This is a genomic window from Paenibacillus sp. JCM 10914 (assembly GCF_001315105.1).
Lineage (GTDB): Bacteria > Bacillota > Bacilli > Paenibacillales > Paenibacillaceae > Paenibacillus_AQ.
In genome coordinates this window covers 80,613-98,130 of the sequence record NZ_BAZR01000020.1, presented here as the reverse complement: position 1 = coordinate 98,130, position 17,518 = coordinate 80,613, and the positions used below count along the sequence as shown (strand labels likewise).

General features: G+C 47.1%; 12 protein-coding genes, 1 pseudogene and 1 riboswitch. All 13 genes and pseudogenes read right to left on the bottom strand.

All coding sequences use genetic code 11. From position 1 onward, the window contains the following. Positions 1–222: 222 nt before the first annotated feature. Positions 223–1,587 (bottom strand): NCS2 family permease, encoded by a 1,365-nt coding sequence (locus tag JCM10914_RS19610; protein ID WP_023963900.1) that lies wholly within the window; start codon positions 1,585–1,587, stop codon positions 223–225. A 199-nt stretch (positions 1,588–1,786) separates the two neighbouring features. Beyond that, positions 1,787–1,884, bottom strand: a riboswitch (purine riboswitch). 375 nt (positions 1,885–2,259) lie between these two features. Next, entirely contained in the window at positions 2,260–3,012 is a 753-nt protein-coding gene (locus JCM10914_RS19605; RefSeq protein WP_023963899.1) for an ABC transporter ATP-binding protein, read from the bottom strand. Continuing rightward, positions 3,009–4,073, bottom strand: a complete 1,065-nt coding sequence (locus JCM10914_RS19600; protein WP_023963898.1) for an iron chelate uptake ABC transporter family permease subunit — start codon at positions 4,071–4,073, stop codon at positions 3,009–3,011. Before JCM10914_RS19600 ends, JCM10914_RS19605 begins: the two co-directional genes overlap by 4 nt. Then, positions 4,070–5,086 carry an ABC transporter permease gene (locus JCM10914_RS19595; protein WP_023963897.1) on the bottom strand — a complete coding sequence of 339 codons (1,017 nt, stop codon included), beginning with the start codon at positions 5,084–5,086 and terminating at the stop codon, positions 4,070–4,072. The genes JCM10914_RS19600 and JCM10914_RS19595 overlap by 4 nt, the downstream gene beginning before the upstream one ends. A gap of 19 nt (positions 5,087–5,105) precedes the next feature. Continuing rightward, a complete protein-coding gene (locus JCM10914_RS19590) occupies positions 5,106–6,152 on the bottom strand; it encodes a siderophore ABC transporter substrate-binding protein (RefSeq protein WP_023963896.1) in 1,047 nt (348 codons plus the stop codon). Positions 6,153–6,353: 201 nt separating this feature from the next. Then, entirely contained in the window at positions 6,354–7,031 is a 678-nt protein-coding gene (locus JCM10914_RS19585; RefSeq protein ID WP_036719145.1) for a response regulator transcription factor, read from the bottom strand. A 214-nt stretch (positions 7,032–7,245) separates the two neighbouring features. Next, entirely contained in the window at positions 7,246–8,784 is a 1,539-nt protein-coding gene (gene guaA, locus JCM10914_RS19580) for a glutamine-hydrolyzing GMP synthase (protein ID WP_023963894.1), read from the bottom strand. 78 nt (positions 8,785–8,862) lie between these two features. Beyond that, complete coding sequence (locus tag JCM10914_RS19575) at positions 8,863–11,199, bottom strand: transglutaminase domain-containing protein (RefSeq protein ID WP_023963893.1); 2,337 nt, start codon at positions 11,197–11,199, stop codon at positions 8,863–8,865. Next, positions 11,168–12,490 carry a DUF58 domain-containing protein gene (locus tag JCM10914_RS19570; protein WP_023963891.1) on the bottom strand — a complete coding sequence of 441 codons (1,323 nt, stop codon included), beginning with the start codon at positions 12,488–12,490 and terminating at the stop codon, positions 11,168–11,170. Before JCM10914_RS19570 ends, JCM10914_RS19575 begins: the two co-directional genes overlap by 32 nt. After that, positions 12,490–13,488, bottom strand: a complete 999-nt coding sequence (locus JCM10914_RS19565; RefSeq protein WP_023963889.1) for a MoxR family ATPase — start codon at positions 13,486–13,488, stop codon at positions 12,490–12,492. Before JCM10914_RS19565 ends, JCM10914_RS19570 begins: the two co-directional genes overlap by 1 nt. A gap of 227 nt (positions 13,489–13,715) precedes the next feature. Further along, positions 13,716–14,675, bottom strand: a complete 960-nt coding sequence (locus tag JCM10914_RS19560; protein ID WP_023963887.1) for a carbohydrate ABC transporter permease — start codon at positions 14,673–14,675, stop codon at positions 13,716–13,718. A 1-nt stretch (position 14,676) separates the two neighbouring features. Then, positions 14,677–15,642: a sugar ABC transporter permease gene (locus JCM10914_RS19555; protein WP_023963885.1), complete on the bottom strand. Its 966-nt coding sequence runs from the start codon at positions 15,640–15,642 to the stop codon at positions 14,677–14,679. Between the two features lie 81 nt (positions 15,643–15,723). Next, positions 15,724–17,423, bottom strand: a pseudogene (locus JCM10914_RS19550) (extracellular solute-binding protein). Positions 17,424–17,518: the final 95 nt, after the last annotated feature.

Here is a 17,518-nt window from a genome sequence, read left to right as displayed (position 1 = left end):
CTGTCGAACTTTGCAAGACTTAATTTTCAATTACTTTCGTTCATCTTGCTAGCTATTTGTCGAATGTTACCGGCGTTTTCTCGGCCGGAATTAGAATATATCACACATCTATTTGTTAATGCAAGCTTTTTTCAATAAAAAATATCGCACTATATCATATATATAGTAAAACAAAAAAACGGCCGTCCTCAAGGACAGCCGTTCTACTATTCTATAAGTTCGTCATTCCGCTCCCATGAAAGCGTACCGGATGACAACGATGATAAATATAATCCACATCAGCCAGTGAATCTTCGTATCGCGACCTACCAGTTTACCGAAGAGAGCCAGTATAACGAAGGAAATGATACCAGCCGAGATACCGTGAGCAATTCCGCCAGTGAAAGGCATAATTACAATAGTAAGGAACGCTGGGAACGCCTGCAGGAAATCATCCCATTCGATATCACGTACTTGGCTCATCATAAGCACCCCAACGATAATGAGTGCCGGAGCTGTTGCAGCAGAAGGAACAACCAGAGCCAGTGGTGCCAGGAACAATGCCAGAATAAACAGTACGCCAGTAGTTACAGCAGTCAAACCGGTACGTCCACCCTCAGCTACACCAGCAGTACTCTCAACATAAGCGGTAATCGTACTTGTTCCGAGGAATGCACCGGCACTAACGCCGCCCGCATCAACAAGCATCGCTTTACCAAGCTTCTTCTCGCCGTCCTTCTTCTTGAGAAGACCCGCGCGGCCAGCTGTACCTACCAGTGTTCCGAACGTATCAAACAATTCAACGAACGTGAAGATAAAGATAACTTCGAGCAGGCCGATACCGATTGCACCCTTCAGATCCAACTGGCCCACAGCCAGATTATCGAATGAAGGAATCCAGCTCGCGCCGCTCAGACCCGACAGATCCGTAACGCCCATCGGAATACCAATCAGGGTAGTCAGTACGATACCGATCAGCAACGCGCCTTTCAGTTTGAGCACCATTAGAATCGCGATGATGAACAGTCCGATCAGAGCGAGCAGTGCATCACGATGCTCTACGAAATTACCCATGCCCAGATTAAACGCTCCGCCTGCGACAGGCTGACTAACATCTACGCCTGGGTTAATCGATACGTTCACCAAATTACCCAGTTTAAAACCGATGATGGCAATAAACAAACCGATACCTACGGTAATTCCGATTTTTAAATTGTTAGGCACCGCAGTCAGCAACATTTGTCGAACCTTGGTAACCGTTAGAATGATAAATACGATACCGGAAAGGAATACTGCCCCGAGAGCAGCCTGCCATGTAATCGCACCATTCGAACTCAATACAACGGTCATGAAATACGCATTCAGACCCATACCAGGTGCTAATGCAACCGGAATGTTAACGAAGAATCCCATTGCCATTGTAACCAGACCCGCACCGACCGCTGTTGCGAAGAACACACCTTCTTGCGGAATGCCCGCGCCGTCCGGACCCAAGAACAGGTTGTTGACGAACAGGATGTACGCCATCGTCATAAAGGTCGTCAAACCTGCGATGATCTCGGTTCTTACGTTTGTTCCGTGTTCCTTTAGTTTAAAGAAACGCTCCATTGTAGAGATATCCCCCTTAAAATTAGTGACGCTGACAACAGACAAAAACCCTGAGGATAGATCCCCAGGGCCGATCGCTTGGAAAAAAGAGCCGCAAAACAATAAACCTCCGCAATAACACCCCGCAACAACGTTCAGACAAGAGAACGAAATATTCCCATGTATCCGAACGCTAAAGCTTGGCTTGTCTGCGTTATTATATTGCCGCTCTTCTCTTCGTAGCGAGATCATTAAGGTGACCTGTAGAGACTCCCGGGCCCATTCCCGGATTATACGAAAAAGCTCGTTATTTGTTGTTGTCATGTCAGTTTCTACACATATTCTAGGACGAGATGCCCAAGCTTGTCAATAACAAAAACGAATGTTAAATACAAATTTCCAAAAGAACGTTCGGAATTAATGCCAAACCTCAGCTTGTTAATAGTAACAAAGGCCTAGATAAGACAAGAACATCTCCGAAACGAGCGATAATGTGCGCAATGTCACGGAGGTCTTGCTGCTATTATATTCGAGGGGCAGGAATTCACTCAACCTCTATGTCATTTGAAAAAAGCTGCCGCCTGTAAAATACAGACAGCAACTTCAACTAGAGCTGTTATGATCTGTGCAAGCTGCAGGAAATGATTGGGGCAGGCTAATTTTATTGATATCTTCTTTTTTGGAATTTGGTATCTAATACACAGCGATCGGCCCATAAGGACCGTCGATAATTTCTATTTTTGTTTCAAAAATATCTGTCAAAACTTTCGGGTCCATCACCTCTTCTACTGTTCCAAAAGCGGCAATTTGTCCATCTTTCATTGCACAAATCCGATCAGAATATTTGGCTGCAAAATTGATATCGTGCAAAACAGTCAAAATCGTTCTGCCAAATTCATTAGCCGCGCGTCTCAAGTGCTCCATCATTTGGACAGAACGAGCCACATCCAGGTTGTTCAAAGGCTCGTCCAAAAGTACATATTCCGTCTCTTGGCATAATACCATCGCTACATAGGCCCTTTGTCTTTGACCACCAGAAAGTTCATCTAAATATCTATTTTCTAAATCAGTCAAATCTAAAAAATCGATATATTTAGAAATAATGACCTCATCCTCTTTCGTTAGCCGTCCCTTTGAATACGGAAAGCGTCCAAAGCCAACGAGTTGTCTAATCGTAAGCCTGGTTACAAAATGATTTTCTTGCCGCAATATCGTCAAGATTTTGGCTAAGTCCTTGGACTTGGATTTAGAAACATCCATATTGGCCACCTGAATTTGACCTTTCTCCATATCCAAAAGCCTTCCGATCATCAAGAGTGTCGTAGACTTGCCAGCGCCATTGGGTCCGATTAAAGAAGTAACACCTGCTTTGGGTATCTCAATATTCAATGGCCCTATTTTGACTTCTTCTGTATAGGACTTTTTAACATTATCAATTTTTATCATAAGGCCCTCTTCCTTAGAACTACAATTAAGAATATGATTCCACCAAATAATTCGATAATCACGGAAACGACACCTTGCGCATGAAATACATGATACATCAAAAAGTATGCACTCGTGATGATCAAAAATCCGATAGTAAGAGCCATTGGAAACATGTATCGGTGATCATAAGTTGACGCCGCCTGATAGCTCAAAGTGGCTACTAAAAATCCATAGAACGTAAGTGGTCCAATTAAAGCTGTTGAGATGGACATCAAAATAGCGACTAATATCAGCGTATAAATAACACTAAATTGATATTTCACGCCAACCGAAGTAGAAACATCCTTTCCAAGTGACAGTATATTCAGTTTCTTAGAATGAGCGAGAAGTAATAGTGCCACAATGATGACCATAGGAATTACAATAGGAAAATATGCCGGATCCGCATTATTAACAGAACCAAACAATCTGGCCTGTAAAATATCAAATTCAGATGGCGCAAGTAGTCTTCTCATGAAAGTGGACACAGAATTCAGCCCCGTGCCAATAATAATTCCAATCAACAGCATAAGCTGTAGATTCCCGTATTTACCGGAAAGTAACCATCCATAAAGGATCAGACTCATTAGAACCATAACGATAACTTGAAATAAAAATGATCCAACCCCACTGAAATTGATCAAGGCTCCGGCACCAAAGAAAAATATTGTACTGGTATGAATGGTGGAGTACAGTGATTCGAAACCTAACAGCGAAGGCGTGATAATTCTGTTATTCGTAATCGATTGGAAAGCAACCGTCGACAAGCTCTGACAAACTGCAGCAATAATCATGGCAACAAGCGCTACGATCCTTCTCATCACAACGGGGATAAAAGAAGGGGAATCTGGCGGAACCGGATTGTTATAAACTAAAAGTCCGTATGAAGCAAGGACGCCCAAAGCGATCAATGTTATCAGCAGAATCCAATAACGTCTTTCTTCCTTCGTAGAACGGAAAGCCCTGGCTGATCTATTCGCATGATGAAGGCCAGAATCGATTTTAACATTTTCTATATTTCTATATTCCAATGTGTTCATCGCAGCCTCCGTGGTTTTCGTTGTCTCAATAAAATAGTAATAAATATGACGGATCCTAAAGTTCCAAGGACTAAAGAAACAGGCACTTCAAAAGGCATGATTATGGTCCGAGAAATGATGTCACAGGCCGTTATAGTCCCCATTCCAATCACACAGACCCAAGGTAAATTGCTCCTAAGATCATCGCCTCTAAACATGGATACAATGTTCGGGACAATTAAACCCAAGAAAGGCAGGTTTCCAATAACAGCTGCGACAATTCCAACAGCAATAGAAATAAGAGCTGTCCCGAAAAGAACAATTCGATTGTAATTAACGCCGAGACTTGTTGCGACATCTTCTCCTAGTCCAGCTAAAGTCAATCTATTAGCATACAGAAAAATAAGCAAAGTAACGATAACGATGATCCATAAATATTCATATCTTCCCACCTGAACGGCCGCAAAAGAACCTACAAACCAACTTTCAATACTTTGCGTCATTTGAAACAGGAGTCCCGTAAAAGTGGACACTGCCGAAATGACGGCTCCAAGCATCAATCCAATAATCGGCACAATCAATGACGAACGAAGTTTAACTCTTCTTAAAAACAAAAAGAAAATCATAGTTCCTATAAAAGAAAAAATGATGGCACCACTCATTCTTAGCGCTAAAGTCGGGGCGGGAAATAATAAATAAACAAGAAGCAGCCCCAGACCTGACCATTCCATCGTCCCTGTTGTAGTAGGTTCGACAAAGCGATTCTGTGTTATGAGTTGCATGACGAGTCCAGCCATGGCCATCGCAGCTCCAGTAAGCATTAACGCAAAGGTTCTCGGAACGCGAGTGATGAAAAACATCTCCATTCCATCTGCTTGTCCACGTATATCATAGACTCCCGTAAACAGTGATATCATGCCTAAAGTAAAAACAGCTATAACCGCTAATATGAAAGATTTGGTCCATATTTTATTGTGTTTATAAAACTGGGGTTGAGAAAAATTCTCAACCCTAGAAATTGTATTTCTTGGCACTATTTCAAACCCCTTTACACTACTTAGCTAAAGTATTTGCAAGATTTTCAAATAACTCTATATAAGTCTGAATGGATTCATTGGTGTAAGTATCGGCTGGTGCATAAACGATCTGTCCTTTAGAAACAGAAGTTGTATTTTGAAGAGCAGGCGAATGATCAATCACATCCTGTGCAGGAACGGAATCAGTTGCAGAAGATGTTGCAGCATCACGATCTAGTACGAAAAGCCAATCAGGATTACTTTGTGCAATAGCTTCAACAGAAACTTCATCACCTTGATGATCTGAAGTAGCATCGGCAACTTCTAATGCCGGAACCCAACCGAAAATTTCATACATCGGTCCCCAAACACGTCCAGAATGAGGTGCAGAAAAACCAATATTCCCACCCGCAACGATAACGCTCATAATAGTATCTGTTCCGTTATAAGCAGATTTAGCATTTTCGATTACTTTATCAAAATCAGCTACCAGTTGGTTAGCTTCTTCATTTTTATCAAAAATTTGTCCTAGCGCAATGGTAGAATTCTTGAGTCCGTTGGTTAAGTTTTCCCCAGGCGTGGCAGCTTCCTCAGAAACATCAACATTAAGATCAATAACCGCTGCATTTGGCACTATTTTTTTGATATCTTCGTAATAGCCAGCAAATCTTTGACCGATAATGACAAGTTCAGGGTTGGCGGCAGCTATAATTTCAAGATTTGGTTCGCGGTGGTTTCCGACATTTTGAACTGAATCGTCCTTCACATAAGGTGAATCTGACGGCATGACATCCTTGGGAACAGCAACTAAGTCAATGTTCCAATCCGCTAAAGTTTCGAATGTTCGATTATCCAAAGCAACGACATTCTTCGGGTTTACCGGAACAGTAACCGTCCCATGGGCATCCGTGATTTCAACCGTAGTCTTAGCAGCCTCTTCACTAGCATTCGTTTCAGTAGACTTTGACTCCTGGCTAGCTTCATTGCTTTCCTTGACTTCATTATTTGGATCTGAACAAGCTACTAACATCAAAGTCAAAACTGCCAGAATACCAACTAACTTTAAAAACATGGATTTTTTCATACCTATACCCCTTACTATGTGATTTGTTTCGAAAATGATAATCATTTTCATTTGAGCGTTCTGTGGAACAGTATAGTCATTAATTATGTGAAAATCTTGTGAGGGATTGGGAATATAGAACAAAAAAAACACGAGCAAACCGGGTTGGACTGGTTTTACTCGTGTTTTTTTGCTTGTTTTTTTACCTATCTTTAATGGCTACTATTCAATCATTGAATAGCCCCTGCCATGGGTTGTTTGAATAAATCGGTCATTCTTCTCGCACTTTAGCTTTTTTCTTAAATACCCAATATATAAATCCACTACATTTGGATTGACTGCTACGTCATATCCCCAAACCTGATTCAGAAGCATTTCACGGCTCAATATTTTATTTTTATTCTTGATTAAAAATAAAAGTAAGTCATACTCGCGCTTCGTAAGCGGGAGATTCTCGCCACCTTTTGTCACCATGTTGCGAGATGCATCCACGAAGAGATCTTTAAACCGAAAAAAGCAAGTCTCGTTTGGCTGGATACCATCCGCTCTTCTTAGAATAACTTTTATCCTTGCTACTAATTCTTCCTTCACAAATGGTTTCCTTATATAATCATCTGCTCCAGCTTGTAATCCTGCTATGCAGTCCTTGCTGGACACATTGTCGGTCACTATGATGATCGGTGTCGTTTTAACAGCCCGTATTTGTCTGCAGATTTCCGGTCCCGATATACTTAAAGAATCCCAATCCAATACGATAATATCCCAATCTTGCTCGTATACTATATTTAAACCTTTGTTTTCATTGTGCAGTGTTAAGATGAAATAGCCTTCTTGCTTTAAACCGCTTACGATTTTCTTTGCAAAAGACCGTTCATTCTTAATTACCAACACCTGCTTCACCAATGATTCACCTCTACTTCACTACATAAAATGAATTAGTTCCTTGATCTTAGCCATAAAAAATACTCCCCTCTATTTGCTAAACAAAGCAGATAAAAGAGAGTAATTTTTTGCATTCTACAATTGCAGGTGAAATGGAAATGCCATTACCAGCGATACTTAAAAGCCCTTATACCAGAACTTTAAGCATCGGCCAGTAAAATTGATTTCCAACTTACTCCCACTCGATCGTTGCCGGCGGCTTAGACGTGACGTCGTAGACGATACGGTTCACGTTATCGACTTCGTTGACGATCCGGACAGAGATTTTCTCCAGCACATCCCATGGAATGCGCGCCCAATCCGCGGTCATGCCGTCGATGGAGGTTACGGCGCGGATCCCTACGGTGTAGGAATACGTGCGAGCATCGCCCATTACACCAACACTCTTCATGTTAGGCAGCGCTGTGAAATATTGCCAGATCTCGCGATCCAGACCTGCCTTTGCAATCTCTTCACGCAGAATGTAGTCAGAGTCGCGGACGATCTGCAGCTTGTCCTCTGTCACTTCGCCAAGCACACGAATTGCCAGGCCCGGTCCAGGGAAAGGTTGGCGGTGTACGATCTCATCCGGCAAGCCGAGCTCCTCGCCCACTTTGCGAACTTCATCCTTAAAGAGCGCCTTCAGCGGCTCAATAAGCGTGAATTTCATATCTTCGGGTAATCCGCCGACATTATGATGCGATTTAATCGTTTGTGCGGTTTCCGTTCCGCTTTCAACGATATCCGTGTAGAGCGTACCTTGGGCCAAGAAGGCGAAATCATCGAATTTGCTTGACTCTTCATCAAATACGTAGATAAATTCATTACCGATGATTTTCCGTTTTTTCTCCGGATCGTCCACACCCGCAAGCTTGGACATGAATCGTTCCTGAGCATCAATCTTAACCACTTTCATATCGAACTTGCCGACAAAGGTCTCCATTACGCTCTCAGCCTCGCCTTTACGCAGCAGACCGTGGTCGATGAACATACACGTGAGCTGATCGCCGATGGCTTTGTGAATCAGCATGGCGACTACGGAGGAATCAACGCCGCCGCTCAGTGCGCATAGCACTTTTTGCTCGCCGACCACTTCACGAATTTCGCGAATCTGATCCTCGATGAAAGTCTCCATGCTCCAGTTGCCTTCACAACCGCATACCTCGTACAAGAAATTCTTGATCATCTCATTCCCTTGCACGGAGTGACGTACTTCCGGGTGGAATTGAACGGCATACAGCTTCTTCTCTTCATGACTCATAGCGGCAATCGGGGCGGATTCCGTGCCTGCATCCAGCTTAAAGCCGGAAGGCAGCGTGACGACATGGTCCCCATGGCTCATCCAGACGGTCTGCTTCGCTTCCAGACCCTTGACGAGTGTCGTGCCAGGAGCAAATTCCAATTCAGCTTTACCATACTCGCGCTTGGAGGCGCGTTCTACCTTACCCTCGAGCTGTTGCGCCATCAACTGCATGCCGTAGCAAATACCGAAGATAGGCAATCCCAGATCATAGATGGCCGGATCCACATGCGGTGCATTCTCCGAATACACACTTGAAGGACCTCCTGAGAATACAATGCCGCGCGGGGAAAGAGCTTGAATCTTCTCGACAGGCGTGTTGTATGGCAGCAGCTCGCTATAAACACCAAGATCGCGAATGCGTCGTGCTATAAGTTGATTGTATTGTCCACCGAAGTCCAAGACGACGATGATTTCATTAGGCTTGTTCATTACCGGGCCTCCCTTGATTAATGAAATTAATTATACGCAACTCCAATTCATACCGTCAAGAAAGAGGCCCCCACGATTTCATGCCAGTTTTTTGACAATTGATATACATTGACGTAAAAAGAGGACTTTTTCCGTTCTCGACCACACTTGATTGTGATATGCTGCTCGCTCCCATTCCTGTGCAAACGATAGAATATCACGCCTCAATGCCTCATCGCTAATCGTCAAAGAGCCAATGTATTGCCGGACGGTCTGTCCCTCTTCCAGCCTGCCATACCTGCGCTCCAACTTATCCCAGACGATACTTGACGCAGATACCAGAGCCTCTCTCGGCCCCACAGCTATATTTCTTGCCATTCTACGAAAGTGCATACGCCTTAGGTAAGGAGGCATCAAATATAGGATAAAGGCAGTGATCGGAATGATGAGCAGTATGCCGCCCGTAAATAACATAGGTCCTATCGCCGCAATTAGCAGCAGCACCCTCACGATAAGATTGATCCAGGCAGACATCCAGTCGCTTAGATGAGATTGCGAAGCATTCGCCTGAGGGTTCTCCATGCTTACCGGAGGTACGGTTGACTCATCGAACACGCGGTAACCTGGAGTCGGGTCAAACCGCACCCATCCTTGCTCTGCAAAATAAACCTCCACCCAGGCATGAGCATCCTTCAGCGCAATCTCATACGTATCAATTTTGCCGACACTTCGCTCACCTGGTGCGAACCCCGTAACATATCTTGCAGGGATCCCTTCTGCTCTGAGCAATACCGTCATGGCCGTTGCAAAATGAACACAGTATCCTTCGCCCGTATCAAATAAGAAGTCATCGACAAAATCCTGGCCTTCCGGTGGCACTGCCGTTTGCAGCGAATACGTATAATTCTGCTTCAGAAAGTTCTCGATCGCCAACGCTGCATCATAGCGATTCGACGTCCCCTTCGTTATTTCCTGAGCCAGATCGCGCACTCTCTCTGGTAATGAGACGGGAAGCTGCAGGTAGCTCGTGCGCAAGTCGTGCGGATCCGTACCTATCGCTGTCCGAAGCAGCTCCACTTGAGGTGCGATGTATACCGATTCCACTGTATAACCGGCTATAGGAACATCCCCTTGAATCGAGACCGTCTCCGACAGACGATTCGCAGTCATCCTGGGCATGCCCCGCTCATCCGAGTAGCGAATATTTTGCACACGGGTAATCAAGCCTCCAGCGAGCAGAGAACGCGCCGGAGTATCTTGATAGAACGTCAGCGTCTGCACCAACGTCTCGCCCTCAGCGTGCTGCCAGTATGGAAGAACACCGCCAAGATCCTCATTCATACGGATCGGTCTGCTCGCGTTATGGTCTTCGTCCCATCTGCGGCCGTCATAATAACGATATGTGTCCCCGCGCCAATATGTGGGTACTGACGACTGCGCAGTGAAATACAACTCATCGCTTAACGTCAAGGGCCCACCCATGTCCTTATCCGGGGATGAATAACCGGTTATTTGAGCTGCCGGTATCGATGCTTCTGCTCCTTTATGCCCTGCCTGTATCCAATCCCCCAATTGCGCTGCCATCTCAGTCACCGTCATGCCCATTCCCTCTGACGGCTCACTGACCATCCCCCATATCCGCGTTGCGCCGGTAATCAGCAGTGAGAACAGCAGCACGATTAGACTCCAGCGCAGCATTGGCACACGTACGCTTCGACTCATGGGGGATGGAGCGGACCCCGACTGCCGGGATATGAATGGCAGATCTGAATCCGATATGGTTTCTTGCCTCAACGCCAGAATCAGCATCACGCCCTGAGCAAGAAGTATAAACGCAACCGCCCGGCTCATTCCCATGAGCACACTATCACCAAGTGCAGCTTCCAATGCAGCCAAATACACCAGCGTCGAGCCACCGAACAACCACACGGTACGGCGATACAAAGCCAGCATATGAACGGCAGACACCATGATTCCCCACCCGGCGAATAAGATTACCGTACGGGTCTCCTGCGTTAGTGCGGAGAATGACCATTCGGTCTGAAATGCGGCAACGTCCTCAGGCAAAATATGCAGCGCGTACTGGATAACCCATTCAACCGGATTCGAGTAATCAAACAACCGGGAGCATAACCATACCATCAGAATGACGTTAAGCGGAAACCAGACAAAGCCACGGATCGTAAACAATCCCTGCAGCACTAGAGACACTGCCCATATCGACAGCGCCGCCAGCACCGAGTCTGCGTTCGCATCCCCCGTGTTGCGTAGCGGCATGAGCCATTGGAAGAGCAATCCGGCGACCGGAAGTGTAACGATGAGTCGATGCAGTATGGAATCATGCGATATTCTCGTCAGTATCTTACGTTCATCATGTCCCCCGGGAATACGGCCCGAGATGGTGCTAGCTCTCGTATGCGATGGATTGAGCTTCATAACGCACCCCTTTCGCACGCACGGCCAACTCGCGACTCAGAGGTTCATGATGCACATAAACGAGTTGCCCGCCCCTGCGAATAAAATCACCCGCTGTATCATGCTGGCTTGGATGTTGATTGCGATACGGCGAGGTAAATGCCTCTTTCGCGACATGCTCTATTTCCTGAACCGGCTGTGTACAATAGATGGTTACATGGCGGCTGCCGGCGTTTAAACGTTGGAGGCCGATCATCGCAGCTCGTTCTTGATAATCACCCGAGACGATGGCCCATTCAAGCTCACCTTCCAGCATGTCAGCAGCGTCCTCCGCATGCAGCTCCTTATCGGAAATTGCGCTCAATTGAACCGAAGCCAGCGGCATGAACAGACGGTTGGCATATCTCGAATCAGAAGCGCCCGTGTATTCGATTAGCGGCTCTGTTATGCCAGTACCCACTACCCACAAGGTAAACGGTGTCCGCTGTCGGACCAAATCATGCACAAACCCTGTCACGGCTGACACAGCCGATTCGAAGGCGTCCTCAGGTTCTTTTCCTCGCTCCTTCCGATAACTCTCTACGTGAGTATCCAATATAATTCCCTGCCTGCGTCCATGATCTTCCCGAGACGTTAAGGTCTGCAGCCGACCGAGCTTGGCAGAGTTCTTCCAATGAATCCGATTCATTGGATCACCGGGTGTATAGTCACGAACGCCCGGCCCCCTCCATTCAGCCGCGGTTCTTTCATTTAAGCGTTCTGCTTCCACAGACTGACCCTGCAGAAGATCGCCTGAACCTAGCATTGATGGTGTGTAAAGCCATCGCACGGGTCTGGGAAGCACAGTTAATCCATTACCATGACTCCTAACGTTGCGCGATGCCCTGAACCAGCCAAACAGATCTCCCCACTCCACCTTACATTCAACCGCAGGCCAGATCCCCCGCGTCATTGAGTTGAATTCATAGCTGTATTCCAGCGTCCGTCGCCACCCAGGGAACAACAACTTGCGAGATTGTCGGTCGCCTATTTGATCGGTAATGAGCAGCCATGGCAACGGTAAGATCGAACGAAGCTTTACCTGAACCGTAATTTGGACAGCGTCACCAGCTTCTAGATATTCCGGGGATGTCAGATGAACGACAGAGAGCCGGGTAGGCGGTAACAAACGCTGCAGGCCCCCGGCAATGAGAAGGATCGTGCAGGCCACCCATACCAATTGCAGCGAACCCCCGCCCAGCCACTGATAGAGGCCAAAAGAAACAGCCCACACGGATCCGCCTCGCAGCCACTCGGTCAGTCCGCGACTCATCACGCGCCTCCCTTCCGGCTGCGCTGGCGTGGAAGCTCAAATCGTGTCAGTAAAGATTCTACCAGCTCTTGCTGCGTCAATCCCGCTGCCCGGGCCTCATGTCCAAGGTGGATTCGATGGGCAAGCACAGACACCGCCACACGCAGGCAATCATCAGGGATAACGTACATCCGACCCGACAGAAATGCCCCTGCTTGTGCAGCACGAAGCCACGCCAGCGTTCCCCTCGGGCTGATTCCGAGTGAGACCCCCTTCTGTCTTCTTGATGCGTCAACGACGTTGACCATATAACGTTTGATCGTATCATCCACAAAGACGCGAGAGACCATACGCTGCATGGAGATTAGCTCCGTCCCGAGCATAAGCGGCTTAAGCTCCTCCAGTGTTGCCGCTCCCGTTCCGCGTTCCAGCAGCTCAATTTCACCATCCATCGTGGGGTAACCGAGTGACATTCTCATCAAGAACCGATCAAGCTGTGCTTCGGGTAAGCGGCTTGTACCTTCATATTCATACGGATTTTGAGTCGCCATAAGAAAAAATGGGGCAGGTAGCGCATAGGTTTGCCCGTCCACCGTAACGCGCCCCTCCTCCATCGCCTCCAACAGCGCAGACTGCGCTCTTGGTGAGGCGCGATTGATCTCATCGGCCAGCACGATGTTCGCCATGACCGGTCCTGGGCGAAAGACGAATTCGCCCGTATGCGGATAATAGACCGATGCCCCTGTAATATCGCCCGGCATCAGGTCATAGGTGAACTGAATCCGGCTGAAATCACTGCCGATCAGCGAGGCTACGGATTTAACCAGCATCGTCTTGCCCACGCCAGGCACGTCCTCAAGCAATACGTGCCCGCCGGCTAGCAGCGCGATGATTGTGAGCTCTATCTGTTCAACGTGTCCAACGATGACACTGCCTATCTTCTTGATCACTCTTCCGAGAAGCTCCGGGGCCCACTCCGGCAGCTCCGATTCCTCTGCGTGAATTGATGAATGGAACATCGTGCACCAACCTCCAGCCTATTTATCATAGAATCCATAATTCAAGTAGAATCCCTTATTCGAATCTATGAATAGGTTCTCCATTTTGGAGTAGAAATAGACGTTAGTTTTGATAGAAAAATAGAGAGGGTGCACCGTAACCAGCAAAAGCCAGGCAGGAATCACCTCTGCCCGGCTTCTTCTATACACTTCACTTGATAGATTCAACGCTAGTAATGGATCTTTAGTTACTCCTTTACGCTACCTACATTCAATCCGACTACAAAATACTTTTGCAAGAATGGATAGACTACGAGAATTGGCACGGATGCCACCACCGTGATCGCAGCACGAATCGACAGCGGCGTTACCATTGCTTTGGCCGAATCCTGCGTCATCCCTGCACCGGCGGCCACATTCGGATTGCTGTTGGAATTCATGCTGGATGAAAGCAGCTTCATCAGTTCATACTGCAGCGTACTGAGCTTCTGGGTGGATGATGTGTAGAGAAAGGCATCAAACCACGTATTCCACGCACCTACTGCTACGAACAACGCGATGGTTGCCAATACCGGCTTACATAGCGGGAAAATAATCTGCATGAAAATTTTGAAATCGCCAGCACCATCAATTCTGGCCGATTCAACCAAACTTTCCGGCAGCGTGCCGATGTAGGTCCGAATCACGATCAGATTAAAGGCGCCTACCATCGATGGCAGGATGTACACCCAGAAGCTGTTCAGCAAATTCAGGTCCTTGATCAGGAAATAGTTCGGGATCAAGCCTGCGTTGAAATACATTGTCAATACAAATACAAGCGTAATCGGTTTACGAAATGCATACTCCCGCCGGCTAAGCGTATACGCCAGCATCGTGGTCAAGAAGATGTTCAGCACCGTCGAGATCACGGTTCGGGCTACAGTGATTCCGAAGGCATTATAGATCGTGCCCGAAGCAAATACCGCCTTATAGTTCTGCAGGGTCCATTCTCGCGGCAGCAGATAAATTCCGCCACGAATCGTGTCATTCCCCGCATTGAAGGAAACCGCGATCGTATTCAGAAACGGATACAGCGTAATCACAACCAGGAAAATCATAAAAGCGGTATTCAATGTATTAAATAAAACAGGCTCGACGCGAGTTCGCACGATGTCCTTCTTCACAGACGGTTTAGCCGTATTCTGCGGGCTGAGCTGTTGATTTGCCATCCTATAACAACCTCTCTTCCCCAAGCCGCTTCGCGGTCCAATTTGCAATCAGCAGCATCGTCACGCTGACCACGGTCTTGAATATGCCGCCTGCAGTTGCCAATGAATAGTTGCCTTGAGCGAGCCCATATTTGAGAACAAAAATATCGATGGTTTCTGCCCAGTCTACGATAAGTCCATTACCCAACAGGTACTGCACTTCAAATCCAGCCTCGAGGATATGACCGATGGACATAATGAGCAGGATCACAATCGTTGCTTTTATCCCCGGCAAGGTCACATGATACATCTTCCGATATCGGCTGGCGCCATCGATCTCGGCCGCTTCATAGAGTGCTGGATCGATGGAGGCAATGGCTGCGAGGTAGATGATCGTATTCCAACCGACCTCTTTCCAGACATGGGACGCACCGACGATGCCCCAGAAGTATTTTCCCTCACTAAGCCACAGTATCGGCTCTTTAATGATATGAAGCTTCATTAACATGTCGTTAATGATACCGTCAGAGGCAAGCGATGTGGCCACGATGCCGGTCACGATGATCCAGGACAAGAAATGCGGTAAATATGAGATCGTCTGAACGGTCCGCTTCCACAGTACCTTCTTGATTTCGTTCAGCAACAGCGCCAGCACAATTGCCGTGACAAAGCCCAGAATCAGATTAATGACGCTCATTGCTATCGTATTGCGCAAAACGCGCAGGAACGTGTCGTCAGTAAACAAGAACTTGAAATGCTTCAGCCCGACCCAAGCTTGGTCGGTAAACGCTTTGGCTGGCTTATAATCCTGAAAAGCCATCGTCCAGCCCCAGATCGGGACATAGGCGAACAGAATGATATACAACATCAACGGGACGGACATCATGATCAATTGCTTCTGATTCTTGATGAGAGTCCAGGTAATCGGCTGCTTCTTTCCCTGTTTGGGATGTCGGACGGCTCGCTTCTTTCTTAAGATCTCACCCATAACAAGTTGCTCTCCCCACATGCCTTAATTTTAGAAGGTGGAAGGCATCGTGAACGCCCCCCACCTTCTGTTACCAGCTTTTTATTTACTCCAATTGTCGATTCTCCACTGGATTTGCTCGTTGATGCGATCTTCGTAAGCCTTGACATCCACCTTATCGATCTCGGCTGTGTATTCGTTCCATGCCGCTTCAAAATCAGCCGGCTTCGCAAGAATGGCCTTCGGCAAGTATTTCGTGGACAGGTCATTCAATTTCGTATTGACTACCTTGCTTCTGATCCTTCCACCAGATCAATGGTCCAAGCCGGATAGGCCACTTCATTCTCAGGCGGCTCGCTGAAAAAGTCTACGTAGCTGTCAAAGCCATAGGCTTCGAGGAATTTCTTGTCGTATTCCTTCAGTCCTGCCTTGTATTCCTCTGGTTGAGCAGCGGCATCCGTCGCGTTACCGTCGCTGAAGCTTCCTTCGATCTTCGGAGCGAATTTGAAGTAAGCATCGGCCTTATTGGCTAATTTCCATGTACCATCGGTGAAAGCGTCACGTTGCTCTTGATTTTTCATGAATCGGCCTTGCTCGTTTACGATATAGTCCTCGCCTTCGATACCCCAGCTAAGCGTCTTCTGCCAATCCTCGGTAATCAAGGCATCAAGCAGCTTAAGGATCTTCTCAGGGTCCTTGGCGTTAACGCTGATACCAAAACCGTTATTCAGGTTGAGTGGCGCACGATCGCGGTAGTGATCCGTGATGCTCTCATCATAGACGAGCGGAACTCCCACATAGGTTCTTTCGTCTTTGCCTTGCGTGATCAGGGAGTCTTCCGCGCTTTGGAAGTTCCAATGCTGGTCGAACATGCCGAGCACTGTACCGCTGGACAGTTTCGCCAGATACTGGTCAAAGTTCTGTACGAAGGTCTCTTTGTCCACCAAGCCTTGCGCATTGGCTTCGTTCAGCTTCTGGTAGTATGTCTTGGCATAGTCTTTATTAGCGAATACTTCCGCCTTGCCATCCTTCACCACCACGCCACCATCATTCGGATGACCGATCAGATGCTGCGGCGCATTGAACAATCCCCAGTTTCTCCAGTCGTGGTTAAGAATCTCGAAGCCGATCGTCGGGCTGCCGTCAATCGTTGGATACTTCTCTTTGTACTTGCCGATCAGATCAAAATATTCATCGAGCGTCTTGACCTTCGGATATCCGAACTCTGCAAGCACAGCTTTCTGAATCCAGAAGGCAGGTCCGGAGTACCACGTGCTGCTGAGCTTGCCGTTAAATACGCCGTAGTTCGGCAAAATGTAAATATGTCCGTCATTCGGATCTTTCATCATGTTCCAGTAGTCTTCATAATGCTTCTTCAAGTTGGGCGCATGCTCTTCGATCAGATCTTCGAGCGGAATATAGGCGCCGGCTGCGGTAAGCTTCGTGTTGCCCGTCATCATGTCCGGATAATCAGACCCTGCGATCATGACGCCAAGCTTCTGGTTAATATCCCCGGCCAGGAATTCGAAGTTGAACGTCGCTCCGAGCTCATCCTTGATTTTTTTATAAATTTTGTTGTCCGGTGTCGGCTGCTGACCAGCTTCTCCGATGAATACGCTGATTTCGAATGGTTCCACCTTGGTGTTATCTGTTCCAGCTGGTTGTTGTACCGCATCCTTCTTCTCTGGGCTTGCGGCACCGTTACTATTCCCGCCTCCGCTATTACAGCCTGCAAGAACTATGCTAAATGACAATAGCAGAACCGAGCTTAGCCGCAGCCAGGATTTTGTTCTTCCCCCCATAAAAGCACCTCCGAAATAATGTCGCTACATCCAAGCAAACACTTACATGTAACATATCTTTATATTAAAAGCGCTTACAAAGGCGGGCTATACAA

Coding starts and splice junctions, on each gene's coding strand:
- JCM10914_RS19600 (WP_023963898.1), bottom strand. CDS start 4,073: ATGAACACATTGGAATATAGAAATATAGAAAATGTTAAAATCGATTCT.
- JCM10914_RS19555 (WP_023963885.1), bottom strand. CDS start 15,642: ATGGGTGAGATCTTAAGAAAGAAGCGAGCCGTCCGACATCCCAAACAG.
- guaA (WP_023963894.1), bottom strand. CDS start 8,784: ATGAACAAGCCTAATGAAATCATCGTCGTCTTGGACTTCGGTGGACAA.
- JCM10914_RS19605 (WP_023963899.1), bottom strand. CDS start 3,012: ATGATAAAAATTGATAATGTTAAAAAGTCCTATACAGAAGAAGTCAAA.
- JCM10914_RS19565 (WP_023963889.1), bottom strand. CDS start 13,488: ATGTTCCATTCATCAATTCACGCAGAGGAATCGGAGCTGCCGGAGTGG.
- JCM10914_RS19575 (WP_023963893.1), bottom strand. CDS start 11,199: ATGAAGCTCAATCCATCGCATACGAGAGCTAGCACCATCTCGGGCCGT.
- JCM10914_RS19560 (WP_023963887.1), bottom strand. CDS start 14,675: ATGGCAAATCAACAGCTCAGCCCGCAGAATACGGCTAAACCGTCTGTG.
- JCM10914_RS19590 (WP_023963896.1), bottom strand. CDS start 6,152: ATGAAAAAATCCATGTTTTTAAAGTTAGTTGGTATTCTGGCAGTTTTG.
- JCM10914_RS19610 (WP_023963900.1), bottom strand. CDS start 1,587: ATGGAGCGTTTCTTTAAACTAAAGGAACACGGAACAAACGTAAGAACC.
- JCM10914_RS19570 (WP_023963891.1), bottom strand. CDS start 12,490: ATGAGTCGCGGACTGACCGAGTGGCTGCGAGGCGGATCCGTGTGGGCT.